The 11,978-nt window shown below is 50.7% G+C and carries 12 protein-coding genes and 1 riboswitch; of the genes, 9 read left to right on the top strand and 3 right to left on the bottom strand.

From position 1 onward, the window contains the following. Nucleotides 1–2: 2 nt before the first annotated feature. Complete coding sequence (locus GGC63_RS02710) at nt 3–641, top strand: response regulator transcription factor (RefSeq protein ID WP_192700994.1); 639 nt, start codon at nt 3–5, stop codon at nt 639–641. Between the two features lie 332 nt (nt 642–973). Beyond that, on the top strand, nt 974–1,150 hold the full coding sequence (locus GGC63_RS02705) for a hypothetical protein (protein WP_225947871.1): 177 nt from the start codon (nt 974–976) through the stop codon (nt 1,148–1,150). A 232-nt stretch (nt 1,151–1,382) separates the two neighbouring features. On the opposite strand, the gene GGC63_RS02700 is transcribed toward GGC63_RS02705, so the two are convergent. Beyond that, a complete protein-coding gene (locus GGC63_RS02700) occupies nt 1,383–2,588 on the bottom strand; it encodes a cytochrome P450 (RefSeq protein WP_192700993.1) in 1,206 nt (401 codons plus the stop codon). Nucleotides 2,589–2,783: 195 nt separating this feature from the next. Further along, nucleotides 2,784–3,686 carry a LysR family transcriptional regulator gene (locus GGC63_RS02695; protein ID WP_192700992.1) on the bottom strand — a complete coding sequence of 301 codons (903 nt, stop codon included), beginning with the start codon at nt 3,684–3,686 and terminating at the stop codon, nt 2,784–2,786. A gap of 138 nt (nt 3,687–3,824) precedes the next feature. Between GGC63_RS02695 and thrC the strand changes: the two genes are divergently transcribed. From thrC to GGC63_RS02665, 6 genes are all read left to right on the top strand, one after another. Further along, the gene (gene thrC, locus GGC63_RS02690) at nt 3,825–5,108 is read left to right on the top strand and encodes a threonine synthase (RefSeq protein ID WP_318780984.1); all 1,284 of its coding nucleotides are present in this window, start codon (nt 3,825–3,827) and stop codon (nt 5,106–5,108) included. Between the two features lie 78 nt (nt 5,109–5,186). Further along, on the top strand, nt 5,187–5,489 hold the full coding sequence (locus GGC63_RS02685) for a heme biosynthesis protein HemY (RefSeq protein ID WP_079908580.1): 303 nt from the start codon (nt 5,187–5,189) through the stop codon (nt 5,487–5,489). Nucleotides 5,490–5,522: 33 nt separating this feature from the next. Continuing rightward, nucleotides 5,523–5,750, top strand: a complete 228-nt coding sequence (locus tag GGC63_RS02680) for a DUF1450 domain-containing protein (protein WP_079908581.1) — start codon at nt 5,523–5,525, stop codon at nt 5,748–5,750. A 196-nt stretch (nt 5,751–5,946) separates the two neighbouring features. Continuing rightward, nucleotides 5,947–7,434, top strand: a complete 1,488-nt coding sequence (locus tag GGC63_RS02675) for an esterase-like activity of phytase family protein (RefSeq protein ID WP_192700990.1) — start codon at nt 5,947–5,949, stop codon at nt 7,432–7,434. A 146-nt stretch (nt 7,435–7,580) separates the two neighbouring features. Then, nucleotides 7,581–8,804, top strand: a complete 1,224-nt coding sequence (locus GGC63_RS02670; RefSeq protein WP_192700989.1) for an MDR family MFS transporter — start codon at nt 7,581–7,583, stop codon at nt 8,802–8,804. An 80-nt stretch (nt 8,805–8,884) separates the two neighbouring features. Beyond that, nucleotides 8,885–8,975, top strand: a riboswitch (cyclic di-GMP riboswitch). Nucleotides 8,976–9,075: 100 nt separating this feature from the next. Next, nucleotides 9,076–9,375 carry a hypothetical protein gene (locus GGC63_RS02665; protein WP_079908584.1) on the top strand — a complete coding sequence of 100 codons (300 nt, stop codon included), beginning with the start codon at nt 9,076–9,078 and terminating at the stop codon, nt 9,373–9,375. A gap of 247 nt (nt 9,376–9,622) precedes the next feature. Here the strand turns inward: GGC63_RS02665 and GGC63_RS02660 are convergent, their stop codons facing one another. Beyond that, nucleotides 9,623–10,522: a LysR family transcriptional regulator gene (locus tag GGC63_RS02660; protein ID WP_192700988.1), complete on the bottom strand. Its 900-nt coding sequence runs from the start codon at nt 10,520–10,522 to the stop codon at nt 9,623–9,625. Between the two features lie 109 nt (nt 10,523–10,631). Here GGC63_RS02660 and GGC63_RS02655 point away from each other — a divergent pair, with 109 nt between their 5' ends. After that, nucleotides 10,632–11,933 (top strand): adenylosuccinate synthase, encoded by a 1,302-nt coding sequence (locus GGC63_RS02655; protein ID WP_192700987.1) that lies wholly within the window; start codon nt 10,632–10,634, stop codon nt 11,931–11,933. The last annotated feature ends 45 nt before the right edge of the window (nt 11,934–11,978 follow it).

Below are 11,978 nucleotides of genomic sequence, written 5' to 3'. Positions count from 1 at the left end.
ACATGAGAATCGTCATTGCAGAGGATCACCCGTTATTTCGCAGCGGCGTGCGCAACTTGCTTCGTACGACAGACGATCTGGAGGTGATTGGAGAGGCATCGTCAGGTGAGGAGGCGCTGGAGCTGGCAGGCCAGCTGCAGCCCGATCTGATTCTGATGGATATCCGCATGCCGGGTCTGAACGGCATTGAGGCGACTCGCCTGATCAAAGAAAGATACCCGGCGGTTGAGGTTTTGATCCTGACGATGTTTAGGGATGATCAGTCGGTTTTTACGGCTATGCGTGTGGGAGCGAAAGGGTACGTACTGAAGGATGCCGATGAAGTGGAGCTGCTGCAATCCATACGGATGGTGGGCAGCGGCGGCGCGGTGTTCAGCTCGGATATTGCCGGCCGAATGATGCACTACTTCTCACAGCCCTCAGCGGTAGCTGTGGATGATCCTGCCTTTGCAGAGCTGACCAGACGCGAGCTGGAAATTTTGGAGCGGATCGCCGAGGGGGATACCAATGCCCAGATCGCTAACCGGCTGCATATTAGTAATAAAACGGTGGCGAACTATGTGTCCAATATTTTAAATAAACTTCAGGTTACGGACCGTAATGCTGCAAAACGTTTGGTCCAAAAATCGCGCGAGGAATAGGATGAGATGAGGTCAAAAATACTTGAAATCGAATATATGCTCTAAGCTGGGAATCAACACGAGGACGCAATTAGCGGCAAACATGCGGGCCGATTGAGATCAGCTGTTCAGGATGGTTAAAGGTACAGAAGCCCAATCCTCTTTGTAGAGGATGAGAGGCTTCTTTTTTTCGCAATGTCTGAACAAAGCTTGCATTTAGCATAAGGGGGAATAGGTGCAGGATGATTCCCGGAATATTCCCGGACTTTTCCCGGCTATGTCTCATGTATCCCAGCTGCCCTTGCTGTAAGATGGATGAAGAAAGTCAAATTCAATGTATGGAGGTCATGATGATGAACATGAAAAAAGGCTTGAAATGGATCTTAGGAGCGATGGTGATTGCAGCGCTTGCAGTTCCAATTGCTGTGAGTGCCAAACCGGAAGCAAAACCTGAGGTAGCGGCAAAGCCGGAAGCTAAGCCTGAGATGCGGTATGCAGCTAAGCCGGAAGCAAAGCCGGAGGCGGGTTGACCTTCGGAAGCTGAAACGGGATATTCGGGATGCCGTACCGCTCGGCCGGTATAAGAATGCAGCAAGGTAGCTTCCAGATGGCTATGCTCCCGTCCCGCTACAGATAAGAATGCTTCTACACTCCTTCGTCAACCCATTTCAGGGTGAGTAGCTTAAGCAGGCTGGACAAACTCAAAAAGCCGTCCTTCTCTCTGGAGATGGGCGGCTTTTGGGTACTACGCAGCGGTTCACCTTATGAATTAGCCTTGAAACGAACCGGAAATTGCTTCACGCCATAGACGAACGGGCTCTGAATGTTATCCAGCTCGGTGCCTTCGATAAATTGAATCTCATCGAGCCGTTCAAGCAAGTGCTGAATGACGATTCGGCCTTCCAGGCGGGCCAAGGGGGCGCCGAGGCAAAAATGGGTGCCAAAGCCGAAGGAGAGATGGGCATTCGGCTTGCGGTCTGCAATGAACTGATCCGGATTCGGAAAATGCGATTCATCCCGATTGGCCGACGCAACCCATGAAACAATTTGCTGGCCCGTTTGAATCGGTGTTCCGTGTATTTCAACATCTTGGGTAACTACGCGGCCGATAGCCTGGATAGGCGGGTAATAGCGCAGCACTTCCTCGATGAAACCGGCTGTCTGTTCCGGCTGATTCCGAAGCTGTCTTTGCAGCTCCTGGTCCTCTGTCAATCGCCGTACGGCATTTGTAATCAGGTTCGTTGTGGTTTCGTTGCCGGCAGCTAACAAGAGGATACAGAAACCGAGAAGCTCCTCCTGCTCCAGCTTCTTTCCTTCGATTTCGGCAGCCAGCAGAAGTGTGATCAGGTCTTCCTGCGGCTGCCGTCGTCTTTCCTCAACGATCGTAGCAAAATAAGCATTTAGTTCTTTCATGGCTTGCGCCTTTTCCGTCATCACGCGATGAAAGGCTTCATCCGTATTCACTTCCGGTCCTTTAACGAGAACATCGGACCATTCCTTGAACAGATGCCGGTCTTTGGGAGGAACCCCGAGAAGCTCGGCAATAACGATGACGGGAAGCGGAACTGCCAGATCATGAACCGTATCCATTTGGCCGGAGCGGATAACCTTATCCAGTAATTCGTTAGTTATGGAAGCGATATGCGGAGCCAAATCGTTGACTACTTTGGGGGTAAAAGCTTTGTTGACGATAGCCCTCATCTGGGTATGCCGCGGCGGGTCCGTCGTCAGAAGGGTTTCTCTCTCCGACAGCTTGCGAACAGAGGAGAAGGTAGCGGGATCCTTCAAGATCCTATGCACGTCCTCATAACGAAACACGTCCCAGCAGCTGCGGCTCTCATCATAACGGACCGGATGGCTTTCCCGAAGACGATTGTATACGGTAAAAGGGTTCAGTCTCTTCTCCTTCGTATCCAGCTCGGCCATGGGCAGAATATTGGCATAGCGTTCAGCTTTAGCGATATCCATTCTTGCTAGCTCCTCTCGATTATCCTATGCCTTTTTAACTTACCCACTTTACTGGTTTGAAAAACCTCCTTTGCCATTTTCCAACGCTCGCGAATCCCAGGCAATGTTACGGTACTGCGAGAGACAGTGCTGCTGAATCCGGCACGTCATTATCACTCCCCATCCCTTTGAGGAAGCCTGGTTCTTGCACAATGGCTAGGTCATAGGAACAAAGGGCATCCTTTGCTTCACAAAGGAACCAAAATGCTGTGCAGCCGGTGAAAGCTCCTCGTTCACTCTGCTGTACAATGCGATCGGATTGGTTAGCTGAACGCCCTCCACATGAACTCTTGCGACCGTACCATGACGGACATGCTCGCCGACTTCCATAGCGGATACCAGGATGGCGCCGTACCCGGACGAAACTGCACGGATCGTTTCCCCAAGACCGTTGAACTGCAAGCCGACCTTCGGGGGCTCGATATTATGCAGCGAGCACAGCGCGAATAGCTTCTCCCGGGTAGAGCTGCCCTGCTCCCTCAGAATGAACGGCTCACGGACGATTTCCTTGAGTTCAACGGTGGTGTTGGCCAGTCGATGACCGGAAGGCACGATGAACCAGAGCTCATCCTCCATCAGCTCCTCGCGTTCGATACCGGCAGGGGCCTCTTTACTGCCCCCGATGACGGCAAGATCGGCTTCGTAATGGAGCAGCTTGCTGAATACCGATTGGGAATTGGCCGTTGTTAATGTAAGATCAACGTGCTCGTTCTGCTGCTTGAAGGCAGCCATGAGGGAAGGAAGAACAAAATTGGCAGGCAGGTACGTAGCAGCAATGGATAAAGTACCGAGCTTTCCGCTGCGGTATTCGTTCAGTCGGGCATCCACTTCCTTCTCCAGCGCAAACAGCTTGGCTGCGTAACCGAAGAGCAGCTCCCCGGCTTCCGTCAGCTGGACTCCCCGGCCTTGGGAGGCCAGCAGCTGCAGGCTGAGCTCCTTCTCCAGATTACGAATTTGCGCCGTTACAGCCGGCTGGCTGATATGGAGAGCTTCTGCAGCCTTCGTGACCCCGCCGCGAACGGCCGTTTCGTAAAAAAGCTTTAGCGCATGCAAGTTCATAACCTAATCGCTTCTCCTTTAAAGCATCAATATAATTTATGCTTTTATAAAAATCATATATTAGTTTTATGAATGAGTTTCTTTTATTGTAATGGGTAAGCGATAGAAAACTCAACAACCCGAAGGAAGGTGCTTATGGTGCGGTTTCAATGTATAGATTGCCAAGCGGAATTATCAATAGACGAGGCCAGGAACCCTTACATTTGCTTGTGCGGAGGTCTGCTCGATATCGTGCAGGATTTTCGGTCTGTCGATACGGAACGGTTGAAGCGGGAGTTCGATAACCGGTTGTCGGAACGCCTGTCTCCTTATGCAAGCGGGGTATGGCGCTATAAGGAGCTCATTCATCCGCTGCTGCCGGATGCCTTCATGACGACGAAATATGAGGGGAACACAGGTCTTTACTCCTCTGGCGTCCTGGCCTCGTATGCGGGAGTACGGAATCTGATGCTGAAAGCGCAGAGCGAGAATCCCAGCGGCTCCTTCAAGGATAATGGGATGACGGTAGCTGTCTCCCACGGACGTTCCGTCGGTTACACGAGGTTTACATGCACCTCCACGGGGAATACCTCTTCTTCCTTAGCCATGTATGCGGCTCTTTCAGGCTGTTCTTCTTACGTATTTTTGCCGGACCGAGGCATCTCGATGAACAAGGTATTGCAAACCCTCGCTTACGGAGCTCACTTGATTTCGTTCCCGGGAACCTACGACGACGGGATCCGGTTTAGCGAAATGTACAGCGAGGCGCTCGGCTTATACGTATGCAATTCGGTCAATCCATTCCGGATCGAGGGGCAGAAGAGCATCCTATATGAAATTGCCCATCAGCTCCGCTGGCAGCTGCCGGATTGGATCGTGGTGCCAGGGGGAGCTTTAAGCAACGCAACGGCCTTGGGTAAAGGTCTCAAAGATCTGTATGAGCTCGGATTCATCCATAAGCTGCCGAACGTTGCCATAGTACAAGCGGACGGGGCAAGTCCGTTTCATGCGATGGTGGAGGGAGGCTTAAGCGAGCTTAAGCCGGAGCCGAATCCTGCCACAAGAGCTTCAGCGCTGAATATTGGAAACCCGCCAAGCTGGAAGAAAGCCCTTCAGTACACATTAAAGCCGACTCAAGGAATCACCGTGTCCGTTACGGATGAGGAGATTATGGACGCCAAGGCGCAGGTGGACCGAAGCGGTATTGGATGCGAGCCTGCTTCTGCGGCTTCGGTTGCGGGACTCCGCAAGCTGGCGGGTCTTGGTGTTATAGATAAGGACTCTACAGCCGTCTGCATATTGACGGGGCATATACTGAAGGATACGGACGCAATAAGAGAATATCATCTGGAAAAGGAGACGAAAGGAAGATTCTCCAATTCAATCCATTATTCCAAGCTTGACGAAGCCAGTATTTCCCGATTCCTACAAACTGCCCGATAAATCGGCAGGATCAGGTTGCTTTCCCGGACAGGTTTCTTTACAATAAGGAGAAAACAATCAGTAGGAGATGTCATACAGATGAATTGCAAAATTTCGCGCAATGCCGCCAAAATGCTTTTAGCTGAGCTGGAAAAAGAAGAAAACAAGGATTTGAAGCTGCGTGTCTACATTACGCACAGCCATGGCGATCATGCCCATTATGGCATGAGCCTGGATACGCCTACTGATAAGGACGTAGTCGTAAGCACGGACAAGAACATCGATGTCATTCTGGAAAAAGACCAGCCGTTGTTGGATGGCGTGCGCATCGATTATTTCTATACGCCAGAAGAGGGCTTTGCTGTTACCAATCCTAGCAAGGGTAACCACGGAGACCACTAAGCCGTCTTCGGTTACGAAAGGATTGGGTTCACCATGGCGAATGATATTCGCGTTTGCGATAAGTGCAAGCATATGAAGATGAAGACGGCGCTGCCCAAGCTTCAAAAACTGGCTCCGGACGCCGACATTAAAGTGGCGTGCAAATCGTACTGTGGTCCTTGCTCCAGATTTGCATTCATTTATATCAATGGCCGTTACGTTACAGGGGCTACAGAGGACGAAGCCATCGAGAAAGCCAGTAAATATGTCAAAAAAGGATAGTTGTACATTAAGGGAACGTTTAGCTGAAGCTAGGCGTTCTTTTTTTAATTCTGCAAAGTACCCGGAGGTTTCGAAGTGAAGTCCTGGCTCTATGAGGTTGTCTTTACAAAATCTTCAAATGGCCTTCATATTCCATAAACAAATCGCTTCTATACTTGAAATCGTGAGTCTACGATGAAGAGTGCGGAGGGGTTCTATGAAAAAGTGGTTAAGAAAAAGAAAATGGCTGATCGCATCACTGGCCGTTTTTGCTTTAATGGGGACGCAGGCGGCCGGAGCGGCGCAAAATGCATTGGAGGAGATAGCGGTTAAGTTCAATATCGTATCCAACGGCAAGCCGGTTAAGCTGGATCAAGATGCAGTCGTCATCGACGGCAGTACCTATGTGCCGCTGCGTGCGCTCAGTGAAGCACTCGGCAAGCAGGTAGAGTGGAATGAAGCGACCCAGACGATTCAGCTAAAGGAGCAGCCTAAAGTAGAGGCCATCCATGAATGGAAAAACCCGTCCGAGCTTACGGCAGGAATTAAGGAAGGCGGCTTCTCCGGACTGCTTCACATGCCAAACGATCCGGCCGATGTGTTCTATACGCTGGCTGATCGCGGCCCGAACGGCGAATTCGGCAAGGACAAGCTGCGCACGTTCCCGGACGACAAGTACGTTCCGCGCATATATAAAATAAAAGCGGCGAACGGAACCATCGAAGTGCTGGAAACGATCAAGCTGCATTTACCGGAAGGCAAAACGGATGTCTATTCCAAGACCTCTGAATTGACCGGAATGCCGAACCTGGAAGGAAACGACGAGGTACCGTATGACGGCTCTGGCACGAAGAAGCTGGGCTACGATCCGGATGGCCTGGATCTGGAGGGCATCGCCTACAGCCCGAGCGACGATACCTTCTGGCTGTCCGATGAATACCGTCCGTCCATCCTTCAAGTGAAGAGAGATGGAACGGTCATCGGCCGCTATGTGCCTCAAGGCTCGAAGGACAAGCTTGTGGCTGCCGGCGCCCAGATGGAAATCTATGATACGCTGCCTGCAGTATACAATAACCGCATTGCCAATCGCGGCTTCGAGGGCGTAACCATTTCTCCGGACGGGAAATATTTGTACACCTCCATTCAAAGTCCGATGGCGGTACCCGATAAAAAGACCGGCGAAGAATCCCGCCATCTGCGGATTTTAAAGATGGACCTGTCCAACAAGAAAATCATCGGCGAGTACGTCTATGTTGCTGAAAACGCAAGCAGCTTCAAAAATGTCAAACAAAAGGATGTCGTCATCAGTGACTTGTCCGCGCTTAGCTCTGACGTAGTTCTGGTAGACGAGCGCGATAAAAACGCGGGAGAGGAAGCGCAGCTCAAGCGGATCTACAGAGCGGATTTTTCCAAAGCAACGAATCTGTTAGGCACTGAAGCCAGCAACGATCTGGAGAAGCTGACGATAGCGCAGCTGAAAGAGAAAGGAATCGTTCCTGTTACGAAGGAACTGGTTGTCGATGTCGCCAAGCTAGGCTATCCACATGAAAAATTGGAAGGCTTGACAGTCATTGATAAAAATACGATTGCGGTTGTAAACGACAACGACTTTGGCGTGGACGGCTACGATGATCAGGGCAAATTGAAGCTAAACCAGAACCCGTCTCAAATGTACGTGATCAAGGTAAGTGAAGATTTAAAATAACAATACATGTTTCCAGAGGGCTTTCCCATGAGGGAGGCTCTCTTTTTTTTGACTAAAGACAGGATGGAGGTTTTGAAGTATAATGAGTAAATCTTTTATTTACCAATGGTAGAAAAACTAGAGTTGGCGGCAAAGGAGAACACTGCATGCAGCGATTAGCATCATTTTTTCGTGAATATCATCCCATTGTCCACGTTCTTCTTTTCGGAACCATATTAGCCCGTACAGCCTCCTCTATGAGTATGCCGTTTCTGGCTATTTACTTATCCAAGGATACGCAGCTCAGTCCCGTTCTCATAGGAATGATTATCGGATTAGGGCCGTTAGCCTCCACGGTAGGAGGATTCGTCGGAGGAGCGCTGTCGGACAGGCTGGGACGGAAAACCATCATGCTGGCGGCACTGTACGGATGGGTGCTCGTATTTTTTGGTTTTGCCTTGGTGAAGTCTCCGGTCGCATTCATGCTGCTCAATATGCTGAACGGACTTTGCCGTTCCTTATATGAACCGGTATCCCAGGCGTTAATGGCGGACGTGACGGTCAAGGAAAAACGGCTCAAAGTATTTTCCTTACGCTATATTGCCATTAATGTCGGCGTATCAGTGGGACCGCTGCTCGGCGCTTTCTTCGGTACGATGGAAGCTTGGCTGCCATTTATGGTTACGGGGTTATTTTATTTTCTGTATGCGGCAGGTCTGGGAGTGCTGCTGCGCAGGTTCGGCATCAAACGGATCGAGGGGGAGAAACGCAGCAGTGTAACGATATTATCCGCATGGAATATCGTACGAAAAGACAGGGTGTTCCGCTTTTATATCGGCGGCGCTATCATGGGAGCGATCGGATACTCCCAGATGACCGTGACCTTATCGCAATATATTGAACAAAATATTGCCGGCGGCGCCTCGCTATTCGCGCTGCTTATGAGCCTGAATGCCGTTGTCGTCGTGCTGCTTCAAGTTCCGTTGTCAAGACTGTTCGAACGGTGGGGGCCGATGACAGCTATTGCAATCGGGAACGTGATGTTTGCCGTAGGGGATATCGGATTCGCTCTGTCGGCGGGCTGGATTAGTTTTATGCTATCCATGTTCTTCTTCACGCTGGGAGAAATTCTGAATTATCCGCAGGCAAACGTACTGGTAGACCGGCTGGCACCGGAAGGTATGAGGGGCACTTATTTCGGTGCGCAATCGTTCAATAATTTGGGACATTTCATAGGTCCGATGGTGGGGGGTGTCCTGCTTACGCATTGGGGCGGATCGGGACTATTTGTCACAATGGCTGTGATTACCTTGTTCGGAACCTTATTCTACCGCAGGGGAGAACAAATTTATAAATTAGGTCTAAAGTCCGTGGAAAATTCGCGAAATTAGGTATTAAAGAATATGTATTCCTTAGGGCCTATCTTATATGCTAGGGATGTCGTATTTTGTTGCGCGAATTGACAGATTCGATCTCGAAAAGGCAAAGCAGGTGAAAGCTTGTGACGCAAAGCTACAGGGGCTACGAATCCTCGCAGAGGTTCTTGCCAGCCAGCTGCCGAAGGAACGGTGTTACGCATAGATAGCGGACTCCTGCCTAGGCTCAGAGGGGTCTTTTCGTCGTGTTTGGGTACGCAAAAGTTACAGTCAGGGGGGTCTCGCCATGTCGGGTGAAGAACGGGAGTTTATGACCAAGCAAGGCTTTTTTACAAAGCTCGGAAGCAATTTGATCGGCGTATATTTGTCTAATGAAGGACCCAAGATGTTTATTAACCAGGAAGTGTTCGAGCTGCAGCATCCCTGTTGGGACGTAGAGATGGTTATGGGTAAAAACAGCCATCTGCTGACCTTTTACTGGCGCGGGGAAGTGAAATTCTCGTTTCGGTGCGATTTCGTGAACGATTTGTTTTTGAGCCTGTACGATTACTTAAGCTGCAGACTCGAAGCAAGAAGGCTGGCTTAGCCGCCAAAAGGAATGCATTGCTGCAAGCAGCGGTGCATTCTTTTTATATATGGCTATGTCAAATCCAACTGTTCCATTTTCGATAAAAAGGAAACCGCCTAATGGAAAAGCGGCCGAATTTAACTATATTGCGGAATCCTCTTCGACTATTAACATAGCCATACTGAAAAAGATGTTTGTCGGAGTTTAGAGTTCGTCTTAACTAACGCAACTGCCATTTTGTTCATAAGAAGCTGCTTCCATCCGGCTATGGAGCGGCAGGTCCGTCCTTCAGACAAAGATCAAGCATCGTTGTAGCCGCAAAAGATAACGGGACATCCTTCAAGGTCACGATACCGATATGACGGGGAGGAATTTCGGGCTCCAGCAGCACCGGGAACAGCTCGCCCGAAGCCAGCTCATCGCTGACGAACTGCTTGGTGACGCAGGAAATGCCTAATCCCGCCTTGGCGAACTGGATCAGCAGATCCATGCTTCCCAGCTCGAATTCCGGAGTGATTCTAACTTGCTGACCATTGAAAAAACGTTCCACATATTGACGAATGCTGCTGTCCCGCTCGAGCATAATAAGCGGCTGCAGGGCAAGCTCGGCGGCTGTCACCGGCCTTTTCATCAGCTCGGCATAGCTTGCTCCGGCAACGAAGATATCATGCAGCGGCTTCCAGCTTCGAATGGTTAGCTGATGATCCGTAATGGGCAGATTCACGACCCCAAAATCGATCTTCCCTTCCTTTAACAGCTTGACGGTTTCCTGCGTCGTACGGTTCGTCACATGCATCTTCACTTGAGGATAGCTCTTGTGGAACGATTCCAGGTAAGGCATCAACACATGCTTGCAGATGGTATCATTAGCTCCGATATGCACGACGCCGCCAAGCATCTGATGCATTTCCATCAGCTTGCGCTCTCCTTCAGCCAGGAGCTGGAACGCCTGATCCACATAACGAAGCAGCACCTCCCCCTCTACGGTCAGCTTAACGCCCCTGGAGGTTCGAAAGAACAGAGGGCCTCCCAGCTGCTCCTCCAGCTGCTTGATCGAATGACTGACCGCAGGCTGGGTGATAAACAATGCTTCGGCTGCCTTCGAGAAGCTCCTGGCTTTGGCCACGGCCAAAAATACTTTTAATCCTTCCAGATTCGTCTCCATCCATTATCTCCATTTATAGTAGATATTCATATTATTCATTATTTTTATATCACAATAACCAATATAATGACAATGTGAGGCTAACAAAATCAAAAGGAGAGGATACTCTTTGAAAGGAACGGTAACGGCAGTCGTAGGAGCGAACTGGGGAGATGAAGGGAAAGGGAAGGTAACGGATTTGCTGGCATCCGATGCGGATGTGGTGGTTCGATTTCAGGGAGGCAACAACGCGGGGCATACGATTATCAATGAATTCGGCAAGTTTGTGCTGCATATGCTTCCTTCCGGCGTTTTCCACGAACGGGTTATCAATGTCATAGGGCCGGGTGCTGCGCTCAATATAAGCGGCCTGGTTCAGGAGTATGAGAAGCTTCTGGCAAGCCAAGTTCCGGAACCTCAGCTTCGGATTTCGGATCGTTGCCAGGTCGTACTGCCCTATCATTTGCTGTTCGACGCGCTGGAGGAGGAACGGCTCGGAAGCAGACAATTCGGTTCTACGAAATCCGGGATAGCTCCTTTTTATGCGGATAAATATTTGAAAATCGGCATTCAGGTCTCTGATTTATACGATCGGCAGCGCCTGCTGAAACGGTTGGAGCAAGCGCTGGAATCGAAGAACATTATACTTGAGCATTTGTATCACAAGGATGCGCTTGCAGTGGAATCACTCATGGAGCAGCTGCTTCAGGAAGGCGAGGCGATTAAGCCGTTTGTGTGCGATACGACTTCGCTGCTGAATCGAATGCTGCATGAAGGTAAATCGGTGTTGATAGAGGGACAGCTCGGTGCTCTGCGCGACCCGGATCACGGGATATACCCCTATTCCACTTCCTCATCGACTTTGGCAGGCTTCGCTCCGGTTGGAGCGGGGATTCCCCCTTATGCTATCCGGCGCATTATTGCTGTCGCCAAGGCGTATTCCAGCTGCGTAGGAGCAGGGCCCTTCGTTACCGAGCTGCAGGGTGAGGAAGGGGACGAGCTTCGCCAACGCGGCGGTGATGGAGGCGAATTCGGCTCCAAGACGGGCAGACCCCGCCGTGTAGGCTGGTTCGACGCCGTTGCCACCCGTTATGGCTGCATGGTGCAGGGCGCTACGGAGGTCGCTCTTTCACTGCTCGACGTATTGAGCTATCTGGACCGCATCCCGGTCTGCACCGCTTATGAGATCAACGGGGAACGGACGAAGGAGTTTCCGACGACAGGGAGACTGGAGCAGGCCGTGCCTGTCTACGAATGGCTCCCCGGCTGGAAATGTGACATCACGGGAATCAAGACATTCGATGAGCTGCCGGAAGAAGCCAAGCAGTACGTCCGCTTTCTGGAGAAGCAGATCGGCGTTCCGATACGCTCGATATCGAACGGCCCTCGGCGGGAGCATTTTATATGGCGAGAGGAAGAAGTAGAGATATAGGAAGCCGGTCAGCCCTCTTACTTTCCAGGATATAGAGTCATAGCA

Source organism: Paenibacillus sp. OAS669 (genome assembly GCF_014873645.1).
Classification (GTDB): Bacteria; Bacillota; Bacilli; order Paenibacillales; family NBRC-103111; genus Paenibacillus_S; species Paenibacillus_S vulneris.
The sequence above is the reverse complement of the archived record's forward strand: the minus strand, read 5'-3'. Positions and strand labels throughout refer to the sequence as shown.

Coding starts and splice junctions, on each gene's coding strand:
- GGC63_RS02680 (WP_079908581.1), top strand. CDS start 5,523: ATGGCGAATGATATTCGCGTTTGCGATAAGTGCAAGCATATGAAGATG.
- GGC63_RS02660 (WP_192700988.1), bottom strand. CDS start 10,522: ATGGAGACGAATCTGGAAGGATTAAAAGTATTTTTGGCCGTGGCCAAA.
- GGC63_RS02675 (WP_192700990.1), top strand. CDS start 5,947: ATGAAAAAGTGGTTAAGAAAAAGAAAATGGCTGATCGCATCACTGGCC.
- GGC63_RS02685 (WP_079908580.1), top strand. CDS start 5,187: ATGAATTGCAAAATTTCGCGCAATGCCGCCAAAATGCTTTTAGCTGAG.
- GGC63_RS02665 (WP_079908584.1), top strand. CDS start 9,076: ATGTCGGGTGAAGAACGGGAGTTTATGACCAAGCAAGGCTTTTTTACA.
- GGC63_RS02670 (WP_192700989.1), top strand. CDS start 7,581: ATGCAGCGATTAGCATCATTTTTTCGTGAATATCATCCCATTGTCCAC.
- GGC63_RS02695 (WP_192700992.1), bottom strand. CDS start 3,686: ATGAACTTGCATGCGCTAAAGCTTTTTTACGAAACGGCCGTTCGCGGC.
- GGC63_RS02705 (WP_225947871.1), top strand. CDS start 974: ATGAACATGAAAAAAGGCTTGAAATGGATCTTAGGAGCGATGGTGATT.
- GGC63_RS02700 (WP_192700993.1), bottom strand. CDS start 2,588: ATGGATATCGCTAAAGCTGAACGCTATGCCAATATTCTGCCCATGGCC.
- GGC63_RS02710 (WP_192700994.1), top strand. CDS start 3: ATGAGAATCGTCATTGCAGAGGATCACCCGTTATTTCGCAGCGGCGTG.